The 25409-nt window shown below is 67.0% G+C and carries 24 protein-coding genes; 18 read left to right on the top strand and 6 right to left on the bottom strand.

Features of this window, described 5'->3' with window-relative positions; translation table 11 throughout:
- Positions 1-58: 58 nt before the first annotated feature.
- The 7 genes from pilW to moeB all read left to right on the top strand — a co-directional run bounded on the left by pilW (position 59) and on the right by moeB (position 7459).
- On the top strand, positions 59-790 hold the full coding sequence (pilW, locus tag V7060_RS14330) for a type IV pilus biogenesis/stability protein PilW (protein ID WP_334180006.1): 732 nt from the start codon (positions 59-61) through the stop codon (positions 788-790).
- On the top strand, positions 787-1605 hold the full coding sequence (locus V7060_RS14325; RefSeq protein ID WP_334179930.1) for a RodZ domain-containing protein: 819 nt from the start codon (positions 787-789) through the stop codon (positions 1603-1605). The genes pilW and V7060_RS14325 overlap by 4 nt, the downstream gene beginning before the upstream one ends.
- 62 nt (positions 1606-1667) lie before the next feature.
- On the top strand, positions 1668-2303 hold the full coding sequence (locus V7060_RS14320) for a tetratricopeptide repeat protein (protein ID WP_334179929.1): 636 nt from the start codon (positions 1668-1670) through the stop codon (positions 2301-2303).
- An 8-nt stretch (positions 2304-2311) separates the two neighbouring features.
- Positions 2312-3487 carry an outer membrane protein assembly factor BamB gene (bamB, locus tag V7060_RS14315; RefSeq protein ID WP_334180005.1) on the top strand — a complete coding sequence of 392 codons (1176 nt, stop codon included), beginning with the start codon at positions 2312-2314 and terminating at the stop codon, positions 3485-3487.
- A 184-nt stretch (positions 3488-3671) separates the two neighbouring features.
- Positions 3672-5072 carry a ribosome biogenesis GTPase Der gene (der, locus tag V7060_RS14310; RefSeq protein WP_334179928.1) on the top strand — a complete coding sequence of 467 codons (1401 nt, stop codon included), beginning with the start codon at positions 3672-3674 and terminating at the stop codon, positions 5070-5072.
- On the top strand, positions 5069-6286 hold the full coding sequence (gene glp / locus V7060_RS14305; protein ID WP_334179927.1) for a gephyrin-like molybdotransferase Glp: 1218 nt from the start codon (positions 5069-5071) through the stop codon (positions 6284-6286). The genes der and glp overlap by 4 nt, the downstream gene beginning before the upstream one ends.
- Before the next feature lie 18 nt (positions 6287-6304).
- Positions 6305-7459 (top strand): molybdopterin-synthase adenylyltransferase MoeB, encoded by a 1155-nt coding sequence (gene moeB / locus V7060_RS14300; RefSeq protein ID WP_334179926.1) that lies wholly within the window; start codon positions 6305-6307, stop codon positions 7457-7459.
- Here the strand turns inward: moeB and V7060_RS14295 are convergent, their stop codons facing one another.
- On the bottom strand, positions 7460-8317 hold the full coding sequence (locus V7060_RS14295) for an AraC family transcriptional regulator (RefSeq protein WP_334179925.1): 858 nt from the start codon (positions 8315-8317) through the stop codon (positions 7460-7462). It lies immediately after the preceding gene.
- A 190-nt stretch (positions 8318-8507) separates the two neighbouring features.
- Here V7060_RS14295 and V7060_RS14290 point away from each other — a divergent pair, with 190 nt between their 5' ends.
- The 4 genes from V7060_RS14290 (at position 8508) to V7060_RS14275 (ending at position 12731) form a co-directional block, all read left to right on the top strand.
- Positions 8508-9281 carry an SDR family oxidoreductase gene (locus V7060_RS14290; RefSeq protein ID WP_334179924.1) on the top strand — a complete coding sequence of 258 codons (774 nt, stop codon included), beginning with the start codon at positions 8508-8510 and terminating at the stop codon, positions 9279-9281.
- 101 nt (positions 9282-9382) lie between these two features.
- The gene (locus V7060_RS14285) at positions 9383-9634 is read left to right on the top strand and encodes a hypothetical protein (protein WP_334179923.1); all 252 of its coding nucleotides are present in this window, start codon (positions 9383-9385) and stop codon (positions 9632-9634) included.
- A gap of 28 nt (positions 9635-9662) precedes the next feature.
- Positions 9663-10850 (top strand): low temperature requirement protein A, encoded by a 1188-nt coding sequence (locus tag V7060_RS14280; RefSeq protein ID WP_334179922.1) that lies wholly within the window; start codon positions 9663-9665, stop codon positions 10848-10850.
- A gap of 36 nt (positions 10851-10886) precedes the next feature.
- Positions 10887-12731: a monovalent cation:proton antiporter-2 (CPA2) family protein gene (locus V7060_RS14275; protein WP_334179921.1), complete on the top strand. Its 1845-nt coding sequence runs from the start codon at positions 10887-10889 to the stop codon at positions 12729-12731.
- Positions 12732-12740: 9 nt separating this feature from the next.
- Here the strand turns inward: V7060_RS14275 and V7060_RS14270 are convergent, their stop codons facing one another.
- Positions 12741-13514, bottom strand: a complete 774-nt coding sequence (locus tag V7060_RS14270) for an alpha/beta hydrolase (protein ID WP_334179920.1) — start codon at positions 13512-13514, stop codon at positions 12741-12743.
- Positions 13515-13530: 16 nt separating this feature from the next.
- Positions 13531-13827 (bottom strand): DUF1244 domain-containing protein, encoded by a 297-nt coding sequence (locus V7060_RS14265; RefSeq protein ID WP_334179919.1) that lies wholly within the window; start codon positions 13825-13827, stop codon positions 13531-13533.
- Between the two features lie 151 nt (positions 13828-13978).
- Here V7060_RS14265 and folD point away from each other — a divergent pair, with 151 nt between their 5' ends.
- The 5 genes from folD to tadA all read left to right on the top strand — a co-directional run bounded on the left by folD (position 13979) and on the right by tadA (position 19733).
- Positions 13979-14839: a bifunctional methylenetetrahydrofolate dehydrogenase/methenyltetrahydrofolate cyclohydrolase FolD gene (gene folD / locus V7060_RS14260; RefSeq protein WP_334179918.1), complete on the top strand. Its 861-nt coding sequence runs from the start codon at positions 13979-13981 to the stop codon at positions 14837-14839.
- Positions 14840-15048: 209 nt separating this feature from the next.
- A complete protein-coding gene (guaB, locus tag V7060_RS14255) occupies positions 15049-16506 on the top strand; it encodes an IMP dehydrogenase (RefSeq protein WP_334179917.1) in 1458 nt (485 codons plus the stop codon).
- A gap of 62 nt (positions 16507-16568) precedes the next feature.
- Positions 16569-18185 (top strand): glutamine-hydrolyzing GMP synthase, encoded by a 1617-nt coding sequence (gene guaA, locus V7060_RS14250; RefSeq protein WP_334179916.1) that lies wholly within the window; start codon positions 16569-16571, stop codon positions 18183-18185.
- A gap of 76 nt (positions 18186-18261) precedes the next feature.
- Complete coding sequence (locus V7060_RS14245) at positions 18262-19233, top strand: Dyp-type peroxidase (RefSeq protein ID WP_334179915.1); 972 nt, start codon at positions 18262-18264, stop codon at positions 19231-19233.
- A 5-nt stretch (positions 19234-19238) separates the two neighbouring features.
- Positions 19239-19733, top strand: coding sequence for a tRNA adenosine(34) deaminase TadA (tadA, locus tag V7060_RS14240; RefSeq protein ID WP_334179914.1), 495 nt, complete (start codon positions 19239-19241; stop codon positions 19731-19733).
- On the opposite strand, the gene V7060_RS14235 is transcribed toward tadA, so the two are convergent.
- Entirely contained in the window at positions 19730-20194 is a 465-nt protein-coding gene (locus tag V7060_RS14235) for a DUF2721 domain-containing protein (protein ID WP_334179913.1), read from the bottom strand. The genes tadA and V7060_RS14235 overlap by 4 nt on opposite strands.
- 108 nt (positions 20195-20302) lie before the next feature.
- Between V7060_RS14235 and orn the strand changes: the two genes are divergently transcribed.
- A complete protein-coding gene (orn, locus tag V7060_RS14230) occupies positions 20303-20863 on the top strand; it encodes an oligoribonuclease (RefSeq protein WP_334179912.1) in 561 nt (186 codons plus the stop codon).
- Positions 20864-20927: 64 nt separating this feature from the next.
- On the opposite strand, the gene V7060_RS14225 is transcribed toward orn, so the two are convergent.
- Entirely contained in the window at positions 20928-21884 is a 957-nt protein-coding gene (locus tag V7060_RS14225; RefSeq protein ID WP_334179911.1) for a mechanosensitive ion channel domain-containing protein, read from the bottom strand.
- A gap of 94 nt (positions 21885-21978) precedes the next feature.
- Positions 21979-24351: a phosphoenolpyruvate synthase gene (gene ppsA / locus V7060_RS14220; protein WP_334179910.1), complete on the bottom strand. Its 2373-nt coding sequence runs from the start codon at positions 24349-24351 to the stop codon at positions 21979-21981.
- Positions 24352-24506: 155 nt separating this feature from the next.
- On the opposite strand from ppsA, the gene V7060_RS14215 reads away from it, so the two are divergent.
- Positions 24507-25328 (top strand): pyruvate, water dikinase regulatory protein, encoded by an 822-nt coding sequence (locus V7060_RS14215; RefSeq protein ID WP_334179909.1) that lies wholly within the window; start codon positions 24507-24509, stop codon positions 25326-25328.
- Positions 25329-25409: the final 81 nt, after the last annotated feature.

Genomic DNA, 25409 nt, shown 5'->3' with positions numbered 1-25409 from the left:
CACCATCCTGCTGGCGACCGCCTGCAGTCGCCTGACCTTTGTCCGTCCCAAGGGCAAGATGGGCCAGCTGGCCGGACAGGAAGAGTTGCCCGACTACTCGGTCAAGGACAGTCCGGAGGTAAAGCGCAGGCAGGGCGTGCAGACGATTCTCGCGCGTTCGCTCCAACGGTTGCGCGCGGGAGAACTGGACGCTGCCGAAAAGGAAGCGCGGTCGGCACTCAAACTCGAGCCCGACTCGGTGGATGCGCTTACCCTGCTGGCCGTGATCGAAGATCGGCAAGGGCGTGGCGAGAAAGCGGGCGAATCCTACCGCCGCGCCGCCGAGCTCGCGCCGGGCGAGGGCGCCACGCAGAACAACTATGGCACGTGGCTGTGCGCGAACGGGTTTGCCGCCGAATCGCTGGTGTGGTTCGACCGCGCGGTCGCTGCGCCGGGCTATGCGACGCCCGCGCTCGCCGCCGCGAACGCCGGCAGCTGCGCGCTCAAGTCGGGCCAGACCGAGCGTGCCGAGCGCGACCTGCGCCAGGCGCTGGTACTCGAGCCCGCCAATGCGACCGCGCTGGAAGCCATGGCGGAACTCGAGTTCCGCCAGCAGCAGTACATGTCTGCCCGCGCGTTCGTGGAGCGCAGGCTGGCCGCCGCGCCGGCCAGTGCGGGAGTGTTGAAACTCGCATCACAAATCGAGGACAGACTCGGCGACAAGGCCGCTGCCAGTCGATATGTTCAGCGTATTCGGGCGGAGTTCCCCGACGCGCAGGACGTCACAACCGGGGGAAATGCAGGGCCATGACGCAATCGGTAGTCGGGGATGTGTCCCCGCCGCAGGGGTGCGGCGAGGCGTTGAGGTCGGCGCGTGAGCAGGCCGGCCTGTCTTTGCAGGACGTCAGTCAGCGGCTGAAGATGCCCGTGCGGGTGCTGCAGTCCCTCGAGTCGGGGCAGTGGGACCAGTCGGGTGGCGCGGTCTTCGTGCGCGGGCAGCTGCGCAGCTACGGGCGTCTCCTGAAGGTGGATGTGGAGCCGTTCCTGCAGCAGGCGGATACGGTGGTCGCGAGGCCCGCCGAACTGGTCAGCCATACCCACACGCCGCAGCTGCAGTATTTCTTCGAGAGTTTCAAACGCCGCGCGGTGTACGTCGTGTTGACGTTGGTCATCGCCACGCCTGTCTGGATGGCGCTGCGGCCGACGACCGGCGTGGCACCGGATGCAGCCACCGCATCGCTGGATGTCGTGCCGAGTGCACCGCGCGCTTCGGACAAGGCGGACCACGGGATGCGTCCTGCCGGCAAGCCGCAGACAGCGCCTTATGTCGCCTCGATGACGCCGGTGCCGCGTTCGGCCGCGCCTGCGTTGTCGCTGTCGTTCAAGGGCGACAGCTGGGTGGAGGTGAACGCGCCGGACGGCCGGAAAATCGAGCATGCACTGCTTCGCGCCGGCGATGAACGTCGTTACGCCGCAGGCGAGGTCGGCCGCATAAAACTGGGCGATGCGACGGCGGTCGAGGTTCAGCAATCGGGGAGTACGGTGGACTTGGCGCCGTACCAGCGAGCGAATGTCGCACGCTTTACGGTATCCTCTGAGGGTTCCCTGGCGCCGGTCCGCGACTGACCCGCGCGCGGGTTTGTCCAACCTAGACCAAAGACCCCGCTCGAGGCGGGGCAAGAGAGCGCATGGCGATTGATGATCTGCTCGATGAGCACGAACAAAGCGAACGCGTCCGCAGCTGGCTGAGAAACAATGGTGCCGGTTTGCTGGGAGGCGTAGTCCTTGGCCTGGGTGTCATCTTCGGCTGGCAGTGGTGGCAGAAGGATCAGGCGGGGAAGAAGGAACAGGCCTACCTGAGCTACCAGACAGCGGTCGAAGGCCTCGCCAGCGGCGACCTGAAGCAGACGCAGGGCGCGGTCGACGCGCTGGTGAAGGAGGACGAGCTTTACGCCGACGTCGCCGGCCTGCAGCTCGCCAAGGCGCAATTGCAGGCTGGAGAACGCGATGCCGCCATCGCCACACTGCGAGCGCTTACGCCCGATGACGCACTCCGGCCGCTGGTCAATCTCCGTCTGGCGCGCCTGTTGATCGATGCAGGCAAGCACGATGAAGCCCTGAAGGTGCTGGACAAGGCGACCGATGCGTCCAGCCTGGAGGTTCGTGGCGATGCGTTGCTCGCGACCGGCAAGGCCAAGGAAGCGCAGGAAGCCTACACCCGTGCACTGGCCACGCTGGATGCGGTGTCGCCGCAGCGCCGGCTGGTGGAATTGAAACTGATCGATGCGGGCGGAACTCCGCCGAAGGCCGGAGGTGCCGCATGACGCGTGCCATGACACCCGTTGTCCGCGTGGCCGCGACTGTCGCGATCATCGTTGCCCTTGGCGGTTGCAGCACCGTGAAAGGCTGGTTCTCCGGCAAGGGCAAGGAGGGCGAGAAGCCGGTCGATCCGGCCGAACTCGTCGACATAACGCCGTCGGCGTCCGTCGCCAAACTGTGGAGTGCCAACGTCGGCAAGGGCGAGAAGCGCCTTGGCCTGCAGCAGGTGCCGGTGGTCGAGGATGGCCGCGTCTATGCTGCAGCGGTCGAAGGTGGCGTGCGTGCATACGACCTGCAGACGGGCAAGCAGGTGTGGCAGTACAAGTCCGACCTGCGCCTTTCGGGTGGGCCGGGAGTGGGTCAGGGGCTGGTGGCCGTGGGTACGCTCGACGGGCTGGTCATCGTGCTGGACGCTGCAACCGGAGCGGAAAAGTGGCAGGCCAAGGTGCCCAACGAGGTCATCGCGGCGCCGGCCATCGGCCAGGGCATGGTCTATGTCCGCACCAACGATGGACGAGTGACGGCGTTGTCGTCGGACAACGGCGAGCGTCGCTGGTTCTGGAACAACGAACTCCCCAGCCTGACCGTGCGTGGCAACGCGCCGGTCGTCCTGGGTCCGGGTGTGGTGTTCGCCGGCAGCGACGACGGAACGGTCACCGCGCTGGCGGCCAACGACGGCCGTCCCATGTGGACGCAGGCGGTCGGCATGCCCGAGGGCCGGAGTGAGCTGGAGCGCATGGCCGACGTCGACGGCGCCCCCGTGCTCGAGGGGACGACGCTGTACGCCACGAGCTTCAAGAAGGAAACGGTCGCCCTCGAAGGTCCGTCCGGCCGTCCACTCTGGACGCGCGACAATGGCGGCGCGGGTGGCCTGGGCGTGACCAGCAGTGCCGTCATCGTGTCCGACCCGGCAGGTACGGTGTGGGGGCTGGACAAGTACAACGGCGGCGCACTGTGGTCGAACACCACGCTTGCCCGCCGCTCGCTGACTGCGCCGACGATCCATGGCGACTACGCCGTGGTGGGCGACTTCGATGGGTACCTGCACTGGCTGAAGACGGACAACGGCGAGGTGGCCGCCCGTGCACGCGTCGGCGGCAAGGCCATCCGTGGCAAGCCGGTCGTGGCCGACGGCATCCTGCTGGTCCAGGACGTGGAAGGCGGACTGACCGCATTCGGCTTCAAGTGACCTGACACGGAGGGCGTGGCCGCGCCACGCCTTCCTAGTCCCGGAAAGGGCCGCATTGCGGCCCTTTTTCGCGGAAGGGGGCGTATTCCGATACCATGGCGGCCCTTTCGGCCGACCGGAGCAGCCGCGCGAACCGCGTGGCGACCCGCCTCCGGCGACCCTCCTCTATACGGTTGCCCTCTGCATGCTGCCCCTCGTCGCCCTGGTGGGCCGTCCCAACGTCGGCAAGTCCACCCTGTTCAACGCACTGACCCGCAGTCGTGACGCCCTGGTGCACGACCAGCCGGGCGTGACCCGCGACCGCAATTACGGGGTCTGCCGCCTGGACGAGGAAGATCCGTTCCTGGTGGTCGATACCGGCGGCATCGCCGGTGAAGAGGAAGGACTCGCGGGCGCGACCGCGCGCCAGGCACGTGCCGCCGCCGAAGAGGCCGACCTGGTGCTGTTCATCGTGGACGGCCGCGAAGGCGCCTCCGCGCTCGACGACGAGATCCTGGCCTGGCTGCGCAAGGCCGCGCGCCCCACGCTGCTGGTGATCAACAAGATCGACGGCATCAACGAGACCACGGCGATCGCGGACTTCGCACGCTATGGTTTCGCGGACGTCATCACCATCTCGGCCTCGCATCGCCAGGGCATCGACGACCTGCTGGAAGAAGTGCACCAGCGCCTGCCGGAAGAGGGAGCGACCGCCGGCCTGGACAACGATCCCAACCGCATGCGCGTTGCGTTCGTCGGTCGCCCCAACGTGGGCAAGTCCACGCTGGTGAACCGCCTGCTGGGCGAGGAGCGCATGATCGCGTCCGAAGTACCCGGCACCACGCGCGACTCGATCGCCGTGGACATGGAGCGCGATGGCCGCCAGTACCGCCTGATCGATACCGCCGGCCTGCGCCGCAAGGGCAAGGTGGAAGAGGCGGTCGAGAAGTTCAGCGTGGTCAAGACGCTGCAGGCCATCGAGCAATGCCAGGTGGCCGTGTTGCTGCTGGACGCCACCGAGGGCGTGACCGACCAGGACGCGAGCGTGCTGGGTGCCGTGCTCGATGCCGGACGTGCGCTGGTGGTCGCGATCAACAAGTGGGACGGGCTGACCACCTACCAGCGCGAACAGGCCGAAGCCCTGCTGGCCCGAAAGCTGGGCTTCGTCGAGTGGGCCGAGGTCGTGCGCATTTCCGCGCTGCATGGCTCCGGCCTGCGCGAGCTGTTCAAGGCGATCCACCGCGCGCACGCCTCTGCAACCAGGGAATTCGGTACCAGCGAGGTCAACAAGGCGCTGGAGGTCGCGTACGAAACCAACCCGCCGCCGAGCATCCGCGGCCACGTCTCCAAGTTGCGTTACGTGCATCCAGGCGGCGCCAATCCGCCGACGTTCATCGTCCACGGCACGCGCCTGAAAGTGCTGCCGGAGTCGTACAAGCGCTACCTGGAAAACTTCTTCCGCAAGCGCTTCAAGCTGGTCGGTACGCCGGTACGTTTCATCTTCCGCGAGGGCGCCAATCCCTACGAAGGCAAGAAGAACGTGCTGACCGAGAAGCAGATCGCGAAGAAGCGCCGCCTGATCCGGCACGTCAAGCGCGGCAAGTGACGGGTTACCCGACCCGCATCGAATTCGCCACCGCCGCAGAGATCATCCGCGACGTCGCGGGCAAGCGGATGTTGAAGGCCGAGCGCGTGCCGGTCACCCGCGCCAGCGGTCGCGTGCTGGCCGAGGCGATCACCTCGCCGATCGCCCTGCCGCCCTTCGACAACAGCCGCATGGACGGCTTCGCCTTCGCGCATGGCAGTCTTTCGGCGGAGGGGCCGATGGCCCTGCGACTCGCGGGAGAACAGTTCGCCGGTCTCCTGCAGGACCTGGACGTGGCGCCGGGTGAATGCGTCCGCATCACCACCGGCGCACCGCTGCCGCGCGGTACGGACACGGTCGCCATCAAGGAGGACTGCGTCGAGGAGGGCGTCGTCGTCCGCGTACCGGCGGGTATCGCCGCCGGAGCGGATGTCCGCCGCCGTGGCGAGGATGTGCGTGCCGGCGTTCTGGTACTCGAGGAAGGTTGCCTGCTGACGCCGGCGCGCGCGTCGCTCGCCGCAGCCCTGGGGGTCGCATCGCTGGCCGTCACGCAGCGTCCGACCGTCGCCGTATTCACCACCGGTGACGAACTGGTGGAACCGGGGCTGCCACTGGCGCCTGGCCAGATCTACAACAGCAACCGCGAGTTGTTGATGGCGCTGCTGCGCGCGGAAGGCCTGGAGCCGACCGCGTGGCCCAGCCTGCCCGACGATCCGGAGCGCATGACGACCATGCTCACCGATGCCGCCACGGCGTTCGATGTGGTCATCACCTGCGGTGGCGTCTCGGCGGGAGAGAAGGACCATCTGCCCGGCCTGCTGGCGGAGCACGGCCGCATCCATTTCTGGAAGGTGCGGATGAAGCCCGGCATGCCGGTGCTGTTCGGCGAGATGGATCGTGCCCTGTTCCTGGGCCTGCCCGGCAATCCGGTCTCCGTGCTGGCGACCTTCCTGACGCTGGGACGTGAACTGCTGGACGGACTGCAGCGCCGGCGTGAGCCACGCCCGCAATGGAAGGCCGTGCTCGGCGCCCCGTGGAAGAAACAGCACGAGCGTCTTGAGTTCCTGCGTGGCCGGTTGGACAGCACGCCCGACGGACGACTTCAGGCGATGCCAAACACCGCCGATGCGTCGCACCAACTGCGTGCCGCGGCGGACAGCAATGCGCTGATCGTTTTTCCCGAAGGCGCGCACGACTACCGTGCCGGCGATGTGGTGGACGTGATCGGCTGCTGAGCCAGCTCGCGCCGCGACTTGCGCGATAATCGCCGCATGGCCATCCGCGAAATCGATCCCCGTGACGTTGCCGCGCTGCTCGCGCAGGGCAGCGTGTTCATCGACGTGCGCGAGGAGCACGAACGCGTCGGCGGTCAGGCCGAAGGTGCGCGCGGCATCGCCAAGGGCGAGCTGGAACGCGATCCGGTGACCCATCTGCCGGATCGAGACGCCAGCATCGTGCTGATCTGCCAGAAGGGCGGCCGGTCGATGGATGCGGCCCGCGTGCTGGAAGCCGCCGGCTACCGCCGCCTGGCGTCCGTCGCGGGCGGCACCTCGCGCTGGATCGAGGAGCAACGTCCGATCGTGATGCCGGCGATGTCTGACGACACCCGTGACTTCAACGAGCGTTACTCGCGCCACCTGCTGCTGCCCGAAGTGGGCGTCGCTGGCCAGCAACGCCTTCAGCAGTCCCGCGTATTGATGATCGGCGCGGGCGGACTGGGTTCGCCGGCCGGCTTCTACCTGGCGGCCGCCGGGGTAGGGCAGTTGCGCATCGCGGACGACGACATCGTCGATCGCAGCAACCTGCAGCGCCAGATCCTGCATACCGAAGCCCGCATCGGTACGCCGAAGGTGGCGTCGGCGCAGGCGACGCTGGCGGCGCTCAATCCACGCACGCAGGTGGAAGCGGTCGCCGAACGCGTCACGGCGGAGAATGTCGAGCGCCTGCTGGAAGGCGTGGACGTGGTGCTGGATGGCGCCGACAACTTTCCGGCCCGCTACCTGCTCAATGACGCCTGCGTGAAGCTCGGCACGCCGCTGGTGTACGGCGCCGTGCAACGTTTCGAAGGCCAGGTGAGTGTGTTCGATGCGGGACGCCATCGCGGCGTGCAGCCGTGCTACCGGTGCCTGTTCCCGGAGCCGCCGCCACCGGAATTCGCCCCCAACTGCGCCGAGGCCGGCGTACTCGGCGTGCTGCCCGGCGTGATCGGCCTGTTGCAGGCCACCGAAGTGATCAAACTGCTGCTGGGTGTCGGTGAAACGCTCGCCGGCCGCTTGCTGCATTTCGATGCGCTGGCCATGCGCTTCCGGGAAACGCGCCTGCGCCATGATCCGGACTGCCCGGTCTGCGCTGCCGGTCGGCCGTTCCCGGGCTACATCGACTACGCCGCGTTCTGCCGCCCGTCCTGATCAATACACCGCGCGCATGCGCAACCCCTCGCGGAACTGGCGCGGGGTGATGCCGGTGTCGCGCTTGAACGCGGCGCTGAGGTGGCTGTGGCTGGCGAAGCCGCAGTCGAACGCGATGTCCGCGATGTCGGCGTTGCCATTGAGCAGGTGCCAGCGGGCGCGGCGAAGGCGGTGCGCCAGGACGTACTGCGCCGGCGTGGTGCCGAAGTTGCGCCGGAAGGCGATCAGCAACTGGTGCACGCTCATGTCGACCAGGGCGGCCAGCTCCGCGAGGGTGATGCGCTGGTCCAGCCGGCTTTCGATGTGGTCGCACAAGCGACGCGCCGCGGACACCGTCAGCGAGGCCGACGCCGGCCGGGTCACCACGGGCAACCGGTAGCCGTCGTACAGATGCTGGCGCAGCACCCACTGCAGGCGCTCGGCCATCATCACCGACAGGTCGTCGCCGTTCCGGCTGAGCCGGCCCAGTCGCGCGACGCTGTAGTGCAGGAACTCGTCGCGGTGGCCGAGGCGGGGCATCAGGTCTTCCAGCGGAACGCATGCCTCCCGGCCCACATCCACGTCGGCGGCCGGCGACAGGCGCAGTTCGGCGTAGGTGATGATCTGTCCGCAGGCTTGGCTGGCGTAGCGACGCCTGGCGGGCACCAGCCAGATGTCGCCGGGGGAGGGCGGGGCATGGGTCGATCCCGCGCCGTCGATCTCGGTTTCCAGCTCGCGCATCGTGCCACCGAGATGGACGATGACGGTGTGGCGGGGCTGGTCGATGGCCCACAGCGTCCGCTGGCGGATGTCCTCGCGGCAGACCAGCAGTTCAACGCCCGGCCAGTTGGCCTGCGCCAGCACGGTATAGGGCGGCATTCCGGCGTCCGCCGCCGCGGTAGCCTCGCGCGAAGACTCCCATCCATCGTGCGCCGGAGAATTTGACAGCGGATCGGACATCGTGAAAGCCGGGCGGACTGCTTCGCACGCATCTTAGGACCGTTCCGCAGGGTTGCCTACACGCCGCCCGCACCGGAGCTTCCCCTTCCTGTCCCTGTAGGAGCGTTGCATGACCGACCATTCCATTCGCGGCAAAGTCGCACTGATCGCCGGAGGCGCCAAGAACCTGGGCGGCCTGATCGCCCGCGATCTGGCGCAGCAGGGCGCTGCCGCCATCGCGATCCACTACAACAGCGCCGCCAGCCAGGCCGACGCCGAGGCGACCGTCGCCGCCATCCAGGCCGCCGGTACGAAGGCGGTCGCGTTGCAGGGCGACCTGACCAGTGCCGCCGCGATGGAGCGCCTGTTTACCGACACCATCGCCGCGGTCGGCCGCCCCGACATCGCCATCAATACGGTCGGCAAGGTGCTGAAAAAGCCGATCACCGAGATCTCCGAAGCCGAGTACGACGAGATGTCCGCGGTCAATGCCAAGGCCGCGTTCTTCTTCCTCAAGGAGGCCGGCCGGCACGTCAACGACAACGGCAAGGTGGTCACGCTGGTCACCTCGCTGCTGGGCGCATTCACGCCGTTTTACGCCTCGTACGCCGGCACCAAGGCGCCGGTGGAGCACTTCACCCGCGCCGCGGCCAAGGAGTTCGGCGCGCGCGGCATTTCGGTGACCGCCATCGGTCCGGGCCCGATGGACACGTCCTTCTTCTATCCGGCCGAGGGCGCGGATGCCGTCGCGTACCACAGGACCGCCGCCGCGCTGTCGCCCCACAGCAAGACCGGCCTGACCGACATCGAGGACGTGGTGCCCTTCATCCGCCATCTGGTCAGCGATGGCTGGTGGATCACCGGGCAGACCATCCTGATCAATGGCGGTTACACCACCAAGTGATCCCTGCGGGTGGGAGGCGAAGCGCCGCCCGCCCCATGTCGCGCGACGCGCCCTTGCGATAACGTGGGGAGGTCGCACCACCACCATCGAAGAGGACTTCCATGCGTACCTTGATCTTCATCGCCGTCGGCCTGCTGCTGGTGGGTATCGCGATGTCGCTGGCCAGTCCCGGCAAGCGTCGCACCGTGATGGTGGTCCTCAGCGTCGGCTGGCTGGCGGCCGTGCTGTGGAACCTGCGCACGGGCATGTCGCACGGCTACTCGCTGCAGGAAGAGCTGCCCATCCAGGCGGGAATCTACCTGGTGCCGGTCGCGGCAGGGTGGTGGTGGGCGTGGAAGACGAGGCAGCGCTGACACCATCGGACCTTCCGGAGCCACCGTCGTGACGAACCCCGCACATCCGCTCCTGCGTCCCGCCGGGCAGCCCGCCCGCGTGGCCAATGTCGAGCTGTTCTTCGACCTGGTCTACGTCTTCGCCATCACCCAGCTGTCGCACCATCTGCTTGAGCACCTGACCTGGCTGGGCGTGGTGCAGACGGCGACGCTGTGGTTCGCGGTCTGGCTGGGCTGGCAGTACACGGCCTGGGTCAGCAACTGGTTCAATCCGGAGCACCTGGTCATCCGCACCATGCTGATGGTGCTGATGGGGTTGGCCCTGCTGGTGTCCGCCGCCATTCCAGAGGCGTTCGGCGAGCGCGGGCTGCTGTTCGCCTGCAGCTTCGCCGCCATCCAGGTGGGGCGGACGCTCTTCGTGCTGTACAGCCTCGGCCGCAGGCACCTGCTGACGCCCAACTTCCTGCGCATCCTGTGCTGGTTGCTGGTATCGGCCACGCTGTGGATCGCGGGCGGCCTGAACGAGGGAAGCACGCGCCTGGCGCTGTGGTTGCTGGCGGTGGGCTGCGAGTACCTGTCGCCGATGGCGGGCTTTCCGGTCCCGGGACTCGGGCGCTCGCAGACGTCCGACTGGACCATCGATGGGGGACACCTGGCGGAACGCTGCCAATTGTTCGTCATCATCGCGCTGGGCGAATCCGTGCTGGCGACCGGCGCGTCATTCGGGCATGCGGCGCACCCGGGTACGGCGGTGTGGGTCGCCTTCCTGGTGTCGTTCGTCGGTTGCGTCGCCATGTGGTGGATGTATTTCGACACTTCCAGCGGCGACGCGGCGCATGTGATCGAGCATTCGAAAGACCCTGGCCGGCTGGGCGCCTACTTCCATTACGTCCACGTGCTGCTGATCGCCGGCGTCATCGTCTGCGCCGTGGCCGACGACCTGGTGGTCGCCCACCCGCTGGACCCGGTGAAGGGCGCATACGCCGCAGTGCTCGTGAGTGGCCCGATGATCTACCTGCTGGGCAATGCGCTGTTCAAGCGCGTGGTGTACGGGCGCCTGCCGCTGTCGCATGTCATCGGCATCGCGGCACTGCTCGCGCTCTGGCCATGGCTGCCGCGGGTCAACCTGCTGGCTGCGGGCACACTGACCACGGGGGTGATGGTGCTGGTCACGGTGTGGGCTGCGTACTACCGGCGACGTGGGGACGCCGTCGCGCACGCGCATACCGCAGGCTAGGAGCGGCATCGCTGGACCATCCGGTAGACTGCCGGCATGAGTGCAGAATCCGGTGCCAGCCAGCTGGTCAGTGTCGTCGCCCTGCTGGGTGCCGCCGTCGTTGCCGTTCCGATCTTCCGGCGTCTGGGCCTGGGATCGGTCCTGGGTTACCTGGCCGCCGGCCTCGCGATCGGCCCCTTCGGCCTGAAATGGTTTTCCGATCCGCAGTCCATCCTGCACGTCGCCGAGCTCGGCGTGGTGATGTTCCTGTTCGTCATCGGCCTGGAGATGCGGCCCAGCCACCTGTGGAGCCTGCGCAAGCAGATCTTCGGGCTTGGGGCACTGCAGATCGCGGTGTGTACGCTGCTGTTGACCGGCGTCGGCCTGCTGTTCGGCTATCCGCTGCCGGTGTCGTTCGTCGGCGGCATGGGCTTCGTGCTGACCTCCACGGCAGTGGTGATGCAGTTGCTGGCCGAACGCGGCGACGTGGCCCTGCCGAACGGACAGAAGGTGGTCTCGATCCTGCTGTTCGAAGACCTGCTGATCGTGCCGCTGCTGGTGCTGGTGGCCTTCATGTCGCCACAGGTCGTGCAGCCGCAGGAAGGCTCGAGCTGGGCGGCGATCGGCATCGGCGTGGCGTCGCTGGCAGGCCTGATCGCGGCGGGCATCTGGCTGCTCAATCCATTCTTCCGCATTCTCGCCGCCGCCAAGGCACGCGAAGTGATGACCGCCGCCGCCCTGCTGGTGGTGCTGGGTGCAGCGCTGTTGATGCAGCTGGGCGGCCTGTCGATGGCGATGGGCGCCTTCCTGGCCGGCGTACTGCTGTCAGAGTCGACCTTCCGCCACCAGATCGAAGCCGATATCGAGCCGTTCCGCGGCATCCTGCTGGGCCTGTTCTTCCTCGGCGTCGGCATGGCGCTGGACCTGGCCGTGGTGGCCGCGAACTGGCCGCTGATCGTCAGCGCCGTACTGGCGATGATGGTGGTCAAGGCCGTCTGCATCTATGTGGTCGCGCGCATCACCCGCAGCGGACATGCCGAATCGCTCGACCGCGCGGTGCTGATGGCGCAGGGTGGCGAGTTCGCCTTCGTGCTGTTCGCCGCTGCCGCGTCGGCAGGCATCATCGACGCGACCGTCAACGCCAACCTGACCGCCATCGTCGTGCTGTCGATGGCGCTGACGCCGTTGTTCGTCCTGTTGCTGCGCCGCTTCACGCATCCCGAGAAGCCGTCGATGGAAGGCATCGAGGAGGCCAAGGGACTCAGCGGCAGCGTGCTGATCATCGGCTTCGGCCGTTTCGGCCAGGTGATGAGCCAGTCGCTGCTCGCCCGCGACGTGGACGTGACCATCATCGACACCGACATCGAGATGATCCGCAGCGCCGAAGAATTCGGCTTCAAGATCTACTATGGCGACGGCACCCGTCTGGATGTCCTGCGTGCCTGCGGCGCGCAGACCGCGCAGTCCATCGCCATCTGCATCGACGACAAGGACGCTGCCAGCCGTATCGTGGAACTGGTCAGGCACGAGTTTGCGCAGGCGCAGGTCCTGGTGCGCTCCTTCGACCGCGAGCACTCGCTCGCGCTGATCGCAGCGGGCGTGGATTTCCAGATCCGCGAGACATTCGAATCCGCCGTGGAGTTCGGACAGGCCGTGTTGATGAGCGTCGGCACGTCGCGCGAGGAGGCCGAAGCCATCGCGCTGGAGATCCGGCGCCGTGATGCGGAGCGCTTCGAACTCGAGATCGCAGGCGGCGGAGACCTCAAGTCCGGAATTCCCGCGCTCTACGGCAACAACCGGCCGGTCAAACCCACGCCGACACCGTTCACCAAGCCCAAGCGCGAAGCAAAGGCGCTGAACGAGGAAGCCGCCGAGATCATCGGTGAGGAAGAAGAGGAATAGTCCGCGGTATCAATCGGTATCGCGGGCCAGGAAGTTCCTGATCGCCGGCCAATAGGCCGGATCGGCCGACAGGTCGTCATGGCTCGCGTGCGGGAAATCGACCACCCGCGCCGGCCGTTTGAATACCGCCAGCAATCGGTCCGTATGCGGCGGCGGTACCACGGCATCCCGGCCTGACCGCAAGACCAGCAGCCTGCCGCGATGGTGCGGTAGCCGGGCGACGGAATCGTAGCGGTCCCGCAGCAGCAGGCGCACGGGGAACACCGGATAGTGCGACTGGGCGACCGCCGCCAGGCTGTCGAACGGCGTGATGAGCACCAGGTTCCCGACCTCTCGCTGCGCTGCCACGTGCGTCGCCACGCCGCTGCCCAGGCTGCGGCCGACGACGGCGATATCGCCTAGCGGATGACGTTTCGCGACTTCGTCGTACACCGCGAGCGCGTCGGCCAGCAGCGCCGCTTCGGAAGGTTCGCCATCGCTCGCACCGTATCCCCGGTATGCGACCAGGTACGCCGCGTGCGAGAGCAACCACTGCGCGAAGGCCTCACGATTGGCGTCCACGGATTCGGCATTGCCACCGAAATACAGCACGGCGTCCTGTTGCCCGGGATTGACGACCCAGCCGCGCAGCACGGCATCGGGGCGGGTGATCGCGAGGTCGGTGTGTTCCGGCGCTGCCTGCGTGAACTGCGGGTAATAGATCAGGCGGCGCTGCTGGACATAGAGCAGGGCGCACAGCGCCAGATAGACGGCCGCGACGGCGATGGCGGCCCAGGCAAGCATGCGACGGATGCGCCGCTCAGGCATGCCGCTCCTGCGCGGCCTTGAAGGCGGCCAGTTGCTGGGGCGTGGCCTCGCGCTGGTGCTGCGCCTTCCATTGCGCGAACGGCATGCCATAGACGTGCTCGCGTGCCTGCTCCTTGTCCATGGCAATGCCCGCGTCCTGCGCGGCATCCCTATACCAGTCCGCCAGGCAGTTGCGGCAGAAGCCCGCGAGGATCATCAGGTCGATGTTCTGCACATCGGTGCGGTCGTCGTTGAGGTGGTTAAGCAGGCGGCGGAACGCGGCGGCTTCGAGGGCAGTGGTGTCGGTCATCAGGGCGATCCGTAGAACGGTGGAGGCGTGGGTGGTGTCGGTCGCGGATCAGGGCGATGAAGCGGTCATGTCGTCGCGACTGACGTCGCTCCCACAGACACCCATGCCGGAATCGGGGACAATACGCACCGACTCTACACCGCACCTCCCCATGACTGCCCGAATCCTGGACGGCCGCCGCATCGCCGAGAACCTGCTGGACCAACTCAAGGTCCGGGTCGATGTGCGCCTGGCGGCGGGACAGGGCCGGCCGGGCCTGGCCGTGGTGCTGGTCGGCGGCGATCCGGCCTCGACGGTCTACGTGCGCAACAAGCGCCGCGCGGCCGAGAAGGTCGGCATCGAGGCCTTCGACCACGACCTGCCGGCCGGTACCACCGAGGCACAACTGCTGGCGCTGATCGACCAGCTGAATGCCGATCCGAAGATCCACGGCATCCTGGTGCAGTTGCCGTTGCCGGGCATCCCGGACGCGACGCGCCTGATCGAGCGCATCGACCCGCGCAAGGACGTCGATGGCTTCCATCCCGCCAACGTCGGCCATCTGGCGCTGCGGCAGTTCGGCCTGCGGCCGTGCACGCCGCGCGGCATCACCACGTTGCTGGGCTATACCGACCAGCCGGTGCGTGGCCGCAATGCCACCATCGTCGGTGTCAGCAACCACGTGGGCCGCCCGATGGCGCTGGAGCTGCTGATCGCGGGTTGCACGGTCACCAGTTGCCACAAATTCACGCCGCGGGATGTCCTGCAGGCCCGGGTCGGTGATGCCGACATCCTTGTGGTCGCGGCAGGCAAGCCGGGGCTGATCCCGGGCGAGTGGGTCAAGCCAGGCGCCGTGGTCATCGACGTCGGCATCAACCGGCTGGACGACGGACGACTGGTGGGCGATGTCGGCTTCGAGGCTGCGTTCGAGCGGGCGAGCTGGATTACCCCTGTCCCCGGCGGCGTCGGCCCGATGACCGTGGCCACGTTGATGCAGAACACCTTGGAAGCGGCGGAAGCCGCCGTCCCCTGATCCCGGCCGGGCTGTTGTGGGAGCGACGTAAGTCGCGATGGACTGCCGGGCAAGCCTCATCGCGACTTACGTCGCTCCCACAGACAGGGTCCGCAGCGACCCGCATCGGCAGCAGCGCCGGGAATGCATCGTTCCGCCTGAAGCACCCGCCGGAAGACCCACCAATCAGGCTATAATGCCGCGCTTCCCCAACTCTCCCGGGCCCGCCGATGCTGCGCATCCAGGCTGAAGCACTGACGTACGACGACGTCTCCCTCGTCCCCGCCCATTCCACCGTCCTGCCCAAGGATGTCAGCCTGGAAACGCGCCTGACGCGCGACCTGCGGCTGAAGCTGCCGATCGTCTCGGCCGCCATGGATACGGTCACCGAAGCCCGCCTCGCCATCGCCATGGCCCAGCTGGGCGGCATCGGCATCCTGCACAAGAACCTGACCGTCGAACAGCAGGCCGCCGAAGTGGCCAAGGTCAAGAAGTTCGAGGCCGGCGTCATCAAGGAACCCTTCACCGTCGGACCCGAGACGACGATTGCCGAGGTGCTCAAGCTGACCCGCGCGCGCAACATCTCCGGCGTGCCGGTGGTCGACGGCGGCCAGCTGGTCGGCATCGTCACCAGCCGCGACATGCGCTTCGAAACCAAGCTCGACGATCCGGTCCGCCACATCATGACCAAGAAGGATCGCCTGATCACCGTGCGCGAAGGCGCCAGCGACGGCGAAGTGCTGCAACTGCTGCACAAGCACCGCATCGAGAAGGTGCTGGTGGTCAACGACGCGTTCGACCTGCGCGGCCTGATCACCGTCAAGGACATCCAGAAGAAGACCGACAACCCCAACGCCGCCAAGGACAGCGCCAGCCGCCTGGTCGTCGGCGCCGCGGTGGGCGTGGGCGGCGATACCGACCAGCGCGTGGAAGCGCTGGTGGCCGCGGGCGTGGACGTCATCATCGTCGACACCGCGCACGGGCATTCGCAGGGCGTGCTGGACCGCGTCAGCTGGGTCAAGAAGCGCTTCCCGCAACTGCAGGTCATCGGTGGCAACATCGTCACCGGCGATGCCGCGCTGGCGCTGATGGACGCCGGGGCCGACGCGGTGAAGGTCGGTGTCGGCCCGGGTTCCATCTGCACCACGCGCATGGTCGCCGGCGTCGGCGTGCCGCAGATCACCGCGATCGACATGGTCGCCGAGGCGCTGCAGGACCGTATCCCGCTGATCGCCGATGGCGGCATCCGCTACTCGGGCGACATCGGCAAGGCGATCGCCGCCGGCGCTTCGACGGTGATGATCGGCGGCCTGTTCGCCGGCACCGAGGAAGCCCCGGGCGAAGTCGAGCTGTTCCAGGGCCGCAGCTACAAGAGCTACCGCGGCATGGGCAGCCTGGGTGCGATGGAGAAGGGGTCCAAGGACCGTTACTTCCAGGATGCCAGCGACGCCGACAAGCTGGTGCCGGAAGGCATCGAAGGCCGCGTGCCGTATCGCGGGTCGGTCGGCGGCATCATCCACCAGCTCGTCGGTGGCCTGCGCGCCACGATGGGCTACGTCGGCTGCGCGACCATCGAAGAGATGCGCAGCAAGCCGAAGTTCGTCGTCATCACCGGCGCCGGCCAGCGCGAGAGCCACGTGCACGACGTGCAGATCACCAAAGAGCCGCCGAACTACCGGATGGGCTGATGCCCATCCGGCGTGATGGGTGATGGGTGATTCGTTAGAGATCAAAGCGGAGCAGAGAACACATGTCGGGTGCCAACGAATCACGAATCACCAATCCCGAATCACGGCTTCACGACGACAAGATCCTCATCCTCGACTTCGGCGCGCAGTACACGCAGCTGATCGCCCGCCGCATCCGCGAGATCGGCGTCTACTGCGAAATCTGGGCGTGGGACCACGACCCGGAGGAGATCGCGAAGTTCGGCGCCAAGGGCATCATCCTGTCGGGCGGTCCGGAATCCACCACGCAGCATGGCGCCCCCGCCGCGCCGCAGCAGGTGTTCGACAGCGGCCTGCCGATCCTCGGCATCTGCTACGGCATGCAGACGCTGGCCGCGCAGCTGGGCGGTGCGACCGAAGCCGCCGACGCGCGCGAGTTCGGCCATGCCGAAGTGCAACTGGTCGCGCATGACGCGCTGCTGGGCGGCCTCAGTGATCACCAGGGCGAGCCGCGCATCGACGTGTGGATGAGCCATGGCGACCATGTCGCCAAAGCGCCGCCGGGCTGGACGGTCACCGCCACCACCGACCGCATTCCCGTCGCCGCGATGGCGCTGGAAGAGAAGCACTGGTACGGCGTGCAGTTCCATCCGGAAGTGACGCACACCAAGCAGGGCCAGACGCTGCTGCGCCGTTTCGTCGCGGACATCTGCGGCTGCAAGACGCTGTGGACCGCCGCCAACATCATTGATGACCAGATCGCGCGCGTGCGCGAGCAGGTTGGCACGGACGAGGTGATCCTCGGCCTGTCCGGCGGCGTGGATTCGTCGGTCGTCGCCGCGCTGCTGCACAAGGCCATCGGCGAGCAGCTGACCTGCGTGTTCGTCGACACCGGCCTGTTGCGCTGGCAGGAAGGCGACCAGGTGATGGCGATGTTCGCCAACGAAGCCGATAAGGGCGGCATGGGCGTCAAGGTCGTGCGCGTGAATGCCGCCGAACGTTACTTCAGGGCGTTGGAAGGGGTTGCCGATCCGGAAGCCAAGCGCAAGATCATCGGCAACCTGTTCGTCGAGATCTTCGAGGAAGAATCGAACAAGCTGAAGAACGCCAAGTGGCTGGCGCAGGGCACGATCTACCCGGACGTGATCGAGTCCGCCGGCAGCAAGACCGGCAAGGCGCACGTCATCAAGAGCCACCACAATGTCGGCGGCCTGCCCGAGCACATGAAGCTCGGCCTGGTCGAGCCGCTGCGCGAACTGTTCAAGGACGAGGTGCGCCGCCTCGGCGTCGAACTCGGCCTGCCGCGCACGATGGTCTATCGCCATCCGTTCCCGGGGCCTGGCCTGGGCGTGCGCATCCTCGGCGAAGTGAAGCCGGAGTACGCCGAACTGCTGGCCAAGGCCGATGCGATCTTCATCGACGAGCTGCGCAAGGCCGACCTGTACGACAAGACGTCGCAAGCGTTCGCGGTGTTCCTGCCGGTCAAGTCGGTCGGCGTGGTGGGCGATGCGCGCGCCTATGAATGGGTCATCGCACTGCGCGCGGTCGAGACGATCGACTTCATGACCGCGCATTGGGCGCATCTGCCGTACGATTTCCTCGGCACCGTGTCGAACCGCATCATCAACGAACTGCGCGGCGTTTCGCGCGTGGTCTACGACATCTCCGGCAAGCCGCCGGCGACGATCGAGTGGGAATAAGCCGACAGGCATAGCATCAGGCGCCCCTCCACCGGGCGGGACGCCAGTCCAGGAACCACGAGAAGGAAGCATGCCGATGTCCGAAGAGTCGTGGGATCGCGTGCCGATCGATCCCCAGAGCATCGATGCGCCGCTGTCGCAGGCGGCGGTGTTCCTGGTAGTGACCGTCGACGTGGAGGCGGCTGCGCTGGCGCAGGTTTGCACCGTGCTCGACGGACTGGACGATCTGGTCAAGACCGTCGGATTCCGCGACCTGTCCGCACGACTGTCCTGCATCGCCGGTATCGGGCGCGGCCTGTGGGATCGCCTGGACGATACGCAGAGGCCCGCGGAACTCAAGCCGTTCCAGCCGATCCAGGGCGCGGTACACCACGCGCCTTCCACGCCAGGCGATCTGCTGTTCCACATCCGGTCCGAGCGTCAGGACCTGTGCTTCGAGTTCGAGCGCCTGCTGCTGGATGCGCTGCGTGGCGCCGTGTCGGTGGTCGACGAAGTGAGCGGCTTCCGCTATTTCGACGCACGCGATCTGCTGGGCTTCGTGGATGGCACGGCCAACCCGACCGGGGTCGATCTGCCGGCCTCCTCACTGGTCGGCGCAGAGGACGCGGCGTATCGCGGTGGCAGCTATGTCGTGGTGCAGAAATATCTCCATGATCTGGGTGCCTGGTCCAAGGTGCCGACCGATGTGCAGGAGGCGATCATCGGACGTACCAAGGTGGACAACGTCGAGATCGACGATGACGACGCCCCGCGGAAGTCGCACAAGTCCCTGGCGACGATCGTCGATGCCGAGGGCAACGAACACGACATCCTGCGCGACAACATGCCGTTCGGACGTCCGGGCCAGGACGAGTTCGGGACATACTTCATCGGTTACTCCCGTCACCTGTGGGTGATCGAGAAGATGCTGCAGCGCATGTACGTGGGCGACCCGCCGGGGGCCTACGACCGGCTGCTGGATTTCTCGGTGGCCAGGACGGGGGCCACGTTCTTTGCGCCGACGCGCAGCACGCTGCAGGCGCTGGTGCGGCGCGTATCCGCTGGATGAGTTCGATGGTTGTCGATACCGTGCCTGCTGCACCCGACGATGCATCCTGGATGCGCCATGCTTTCGCGCTGGCCGACCGGGCCGAACGCGAGTTCGACGAGATCCCCGTCGGTGCGGTGCTGGTGGGCGCGGACGGCCAGGTGCTGGGCGAAGGCTGGAACCGCAACATCCTCGACCACGATCCCAGCGCGCATGCCGAGATCGTCGCGATGCGGGAGGCGGGCAGGGCACTCGGCAACCATCGGCTGGTCGGCTGCACCCTGTACGTCACGCTGGAGCCCTGCGCGATGTGCGCGATGGCGCTGGTGCACGCGCGCGTGGCCCGGGTCGTGTTTGGCGCCGCCGATCCGAAAACGGGCGCATGCGGCGGCGTGTTCGACCTGATCGCGGATCCGCGGCACAACCACCGCATCGAGGTGCAGAGTGGGGTGCTGGGCGACGAGGCCGGTCGCCGCCTCACCAACTACTTCCGCGCCAAGCGCGGAAGGCCGCTGGTCTAGGGCGTCGGGAACTTCCGCTTCACCTTGCGGTGGTCCATCTCTTCGTTGATGGCGGTGACGGCGAGCGTGGATTCGCGCGCGAGCAGCAGGCTGGCTGCCAGCATCGCGACTACGCCCAGGGCGGCGAGCCAGGTCGGCAGCGATCCCAGGCGATGGCCGGTGAACGTATCCACTGCGACCGCGAGACTGGTGCCGACGAAGCAGCTGATCGCGGCGTAAAGCAGTTGTCCAGCGCGCAGGATGATCAGGCTGCGCAGGCGCTGCAGGGCGATGCGCCTCTCCAGCAACGTCCGTTCCGCATCCTCTTCGGCTTCCGCCAGTTCGCGCAGCAACGTGCGGGCGCGATCGATGATGCGTGCGAGCCGGTTGTTGGCCGACAGCAGCAGCGATGCGGTCGCGGTCAGGAAGAACGCCGGCGCCAGCATCGCGGTGAGCACGGCATGGTCGGTGGAGGGGTTCATGGGCCGGTCGCCGGAGTGGTCTGCGTTATGATGACACGATGCGGCATGTCCGCATGTCCGCATGACCGGCGTGGACTGGCCGGACCTTCTTCCCGTCACGGACCGCCGATGGCCTCGAACAACGCGCACACCGACCGCCTGATCTGGATCGACCTGGAAATGACCGGGCTGGATACCGATCGCGATTCCATCCTGGAAATCGCCACGGTGGTCACCGATTCGAAGTTGAACCTGCTGGCGGAAGGCCCCGAGTTCGCGATCGCCCACCCGGTATCCGTGCTCGAGGCGATGGACGAGTGGAACCGCAACCAGCATGGCCGGTCGGGCCTGTGGAAGCGGGTGGTGGAGAGCCAGGTGTCGCTGGGCCAGGCCGAGGCGCAGACCGTGGCGTTCCTCAGCGAGTGGCTGCCTGCGGGCGCATCGCCGATGTGCGGCAACTCGATCTGCCAGGACCGCCGTTTCCTTCACCGGCTGATGCCGCGGCTGGAGAAATACTTCCACTACCGCAATCTCGACGTCAGCACGTTGAAGGAACTCGCGCGCCGCTGGGCGCCGCAGGTGCTGGAAGGCGTACGCAAGCAGTCCAGCCATACCGCGCTGAGCGATGTCCGCGATTCCATCGAAGAACTGCGCCACTACCGCAAGCACATGGCCGCGCTCGCCGAGTGACGTAGCGTGCGCCATGCGCACGACCCTTGGGAGTCATCATCTCGCGTCGTGCGCGCGGCGCACGCTACGCGGGCGGTTTCGCCATGTCGCCGTCGTCGGCGACGCCCTTGGTGATGATGTCCGTCAGCGGCGTGCCGTCGCTGTTGTGATGGTACACGTGCAGGTCGCGCTGCGGGTACGGGATGTTGAGGCCGTTGCCGATGATTTCGGTGCGCACCGCTTCGGTCAGGTCGCTCTTCGCTTCGCCGAAATCCCGGGTGTTCGACCAGGCGTGCAGGACGAGGTCGACGCTGCTCTCGCTCAGCTTCGACACGACCACGCTGGGTGCGGGATCGTGCAGGACAAGGGGGTGGTCCGCGGCGATCTGCAACAGGATCTGCTTGGCGCGCTTCAGGTCGTCGTCGTAGCCCACGCCGACGGCGATATCGATCCGCCGACGCGGCTTGGCGGTGAAATTGATGATCGGCGCCGTTGTGATCAAGCTGTTCGGCAGGACGATCAGGCGGTTGTCGGCCGTGCGCATGCGGGTCTGGAAGATGCGCACTTCCTCGATGGTCCCTTCCAGGCCGGCGGCAAGGACGACGTCGCCGTCGCGGAACGGGCGTAGCACGATCAGCATCACGCCGGAGGCGATGTTCGAAAGGGAATCCTTCAGTGCCAGACCGACGGCGAGGCCGGCGGCGCCGAGCACGGCGAGCATCGAGGTCGGGTTCACGCCCATGGAGGTGAGCGCAGTGATGATCACCAGCACCATCATCGCGGCGTAGCTGGCGCGGCGCAGGAAGCCACCGAGCGTGGCATCCGCATGCGTGCGGCCCAGGACGCGCTCCAGCCCCAGGCTCAACCGCCTGGCCAGCCACATGCCGATCAGGAAGATGAGGGCGGCGGCCAGCAGCTTCAGGCCCCAGGTTTCCAGCAATTGCAGCCAGTCGATGCCGCGCAGTTCGCGCATCAGCGCGGCCGGTTCGGTGGGAATGTCGGCGAGGGCGGGCGCGGTGGCCGTTGCGGCGTGGGTGGGCATGGGCATTCCTGAAATGCAGCACGCCCCATCAGGGGCGTGCCGGGTGTACAGGGTGATGGTAACCGCGTTTGCGTGAAGAACGCGGCGGCCGGCGTCAGCCGGCCTTGGTCTTCGCCAGCCGCAGCCAGGTGTCGACCACCGTGTCCGGATTCAGCGACACCGATTCGATGCCCTCGGCCATCAGCCACTCGGCCAGGTCCGGATGGTCGCTGGGACCCTGGCCGCAGATGCCGACGTACTTGCCCTTGGCGCGCGCGGCCTTGATCGCCATCGACAGCATCTTCTTGACCGCGGGATTCCGCTCGTCGAACAGGTTGGCGACGATGCTGGAATCGCGGTCCAGGCCCAGCGTCAGCTGGGTCAGGTCGTTCGAACCGATCGAGAAACCGTCGAAGATGTCGAGGAACTCCTCGGCGAGCAGTGCGTTCGACGGCACTTCGCACATCATGATGATCTTCAGTCCGTTCTCGCCCTGGCGCAGGCCGTGCTTCGACAGCACCTCGACGACCTTGCGCCCCTCTTCCAGCGTACGGACGAACGGGATCATCACCCACAGGTTGTCCAGGCCCATCTCGTCGCGAACGCGGCGGACCGCCTGGCATTCCAGCGCGAACGCCGGCTCGAACGACGGATCGACATAACGGCTGGCGCCGCGGAAGCCGATCATCGGATTCTCTTCGTGCGGCTCGTAGCGCGTGCCGCCGATGAGATTGGCGTACTCGTTGGACTTGAAGTCCGACAGGCGCACGATCACCGGATGCGGCGCGACCGAGGCGGTGATCGTCGCGATGCCCTCCGCCAACCGGTCCACGTAGAAGCTGACCGGGTCGGCATAGCCGGCGGTCTTGGCGTCGATCTTCCTGCGGACGTCGAGGTCCTGGCGGTCGTATTCCAGCAGCGCCAGCGGATGCACGCCGATGTGGCTGGCGATGATCATCTCCAGGCGCGCCAGGCCGATGCCGGCGTTCGGCAACTGGCCAAAATCGAACGCGCGCTCCGGGTTGGCGACGTTCATCATGATCTTCAGCGGTGCTGGCGGCATGGCGGCGAGGTCGGTCGTCGTGCGCTCGAAGGGCAGGGCGCCGGCATAGATGAAGCCGGTGTCGCCTTCGGCGCAGCTGACGGTGACTTCGACGCCGTCCGCGACCAGGTCCAGTGCGTTGCCGGTGCCGACCACGGCGGGTACGCCCAGCTCGCGCGCGATGATGGCGGCATGGCAGGTACGCCCACCACGGTTGGTGACGATGGCACTGGCGCGCTTCATCACCGGCTCCCAGTCGGGGTCGGTCATGTCGGCCACCAGCACGTCGCCGGGCTGCACGCGCGCCATGTCGTCCAGCGAGCGCACCACGCGGGCGACACCGCTGCCGATCTTCTGGCCGATCGCGCGACCTTCGGCAATCACCTCGCCGCGCTTCTCCAGCGCGTAGCGTTCGATCTGCGTGGCCTTGGCGCGCGACTTCACGGTTTCCGGGCGCGCCTGCACGATGAACAGCTTGCCGGTCACACCGTCCTTCGCCCACTCGATGTCCATCGGGCGACCGTAGTGCTGCTCGATGACCAGCGCCTGCTTCGACAGTTCCTGCACGTCGGCATCGCTGATCGAGAAGGTGTTGCGCAGCTCAACCGGCGTGTCCTCGGTCCGCACGCGCTCGCCGGGCACGTCCGAATACACCATGCGCAGCGCCTTGCTGCCGAGCGAGCGGCGCAGGATTGCCGGCTTGCCCTGCTTGAGCGTGGGCTTGTAGACGTAGAACTCGTCTGGATTGACCGCGCCCTGTACGACCATCTCGCCCAGGCCGAAGCTGGAGGTGACGAACACGACGTCCCGAAAGCCCGATTCGGTGTCCAGCGTGAACAGCACGCCCGAGGATCCGACGCCGGAGCGCACCATCAGCTGCACGCCCGCCGACAGGAACACATCCTCGTGCTTGAAGCCGTGGTGGACGCGGTAGGCAATGGCGCGGTCGTTGTAGAGGCTGGCGAAGACTTCCTTCACCTTGTGCACGACATCGTCGGCGCCGGTGACGTTGAGGAAGGTTTCCTGCTGGCCGGCGAACGAGGCGTCCGGCAGGTCCTCGGCGGTCGCCGAAGAGCGCACCGCCACCGCGATGTCACCGCCGCCGTTGTCGGCCGAGAGTTTCGCGTAGGCCGCACGGATGTCGGCATCCAGGTCAGGTTGCAGCGGGGCGTCGATCACCCAGCCGCGGATTTCCTTGCCGGCCACCGTCAGGGCGGCGACGTCCTCGACATCCAGCGTGGCCAGTTTGTCGAAGATGCGCTTGGAGAGGTCGTTGTGCGCGATGAAGGCCTTGAAGGCGTCCGCCGTGGTCGCATAGCCTCCCGGGACCGACACGCCCAGGTTGGCCAGATGGCCGATCATTTCGCCCAGCGACGAATTCTTGCCACCTACGCGGGCCAGGTCGGCCAGGCGCAGCTCGTGCAACCACAGGATGTTCTCGTTCAAGCGCAATGCTCCGAAGCAGGCCGCGCCATGCCGATGACCATCGGCGTGGGGGTGCCGTGTCCATGGGGAAAGAAGCGATATGATGCAGTGCATACCAATTGCAGACAAGCTTGATCTGACGGGGGTTTCCATGGTGAAGCGGGAGCGGGGTGGTCATGTCTGACTTGCGTCAGGTGTTCTACGTTTCGGATGGCACCGGTATCACGGCCGAGACCATCGGCCACAGCCTGCTGACCCAGTTCGCCGGCATGCGGTTCCAGACCGACCGGCTGTCCTTCGTCGACGACGAGGAAAAGGCCCGCGACGCCGCCGACCGCATCCGTCGCGCCGGCGCCAAGCTGGGCAGCCGGCCCATCGTCATCAATTCCTGCGTGGACCCGGGGCTGAGCGCAGTGATCGCGGAAAGCGGCGCATTGATGCTCGATGTGTTCGCGCCCTTCATCGAGCCGCTGGAACGGGAACTCGGCCAGCAGCGCCAGTCGCGCGTCGGCCAGGCGCATGGCCTGGTCGATTTCGAGACCTACCACCGGCGCATCAACGCGATGAATTTCGCGTTGACCCACGACGACGGCATGGCGGTGAATTACGACGAAGCCGACGTGATCCTGGTGGCGGTGTCGCGCGCCGGCAAGACGCCGACCTGCGTCTACCTGGCCCTGCATTACGGCATTCGCGCGGCCAACTACCCGCTGACCGATGGCGACCTGGAAACCGACCGCTTGCCGGCGCGGCTGCGACCCTACCGCCGCAAGCTGTTCGCGCTGACGATCGACCCGGACCGCCTGCACCAGATCCGCCAGGAGCGGCGCCCGAATTCGGGCTACGCGAAGATGGAAACCTGCAAGCGCGAGGTGGCGGCGGCCGAGGCGATGTTCCAGGTCGAGCGGCTGCCCACGCTGAGCACCACCAACAAGTCCATCGAAGAGATTTCCAGCAAGGTCCTCTCGACGCTGGGCCTGCAGCGCGACATGTACTGAGCAGGCCTTGCGGAGGCTCCGAAGACGATGTCCGGAGAACCCTTAACTTAGGCCGCACATCCCGGGGCGTCAATGCTGCCG

The organism is Pseudoxanthomonas sp. (assembly GCF_036845285.1).
GTDB lineage: Bacteria > Pseudomonadota > Gammaproteobacteria > Xanthomonadales > Xanthomonadaceae > Pseudoxanthomonas_A.
Note: the sequence above shows the minus strand (reverse complement) of the source record. Positions and strands in the feature narration are given on the sequence as shown.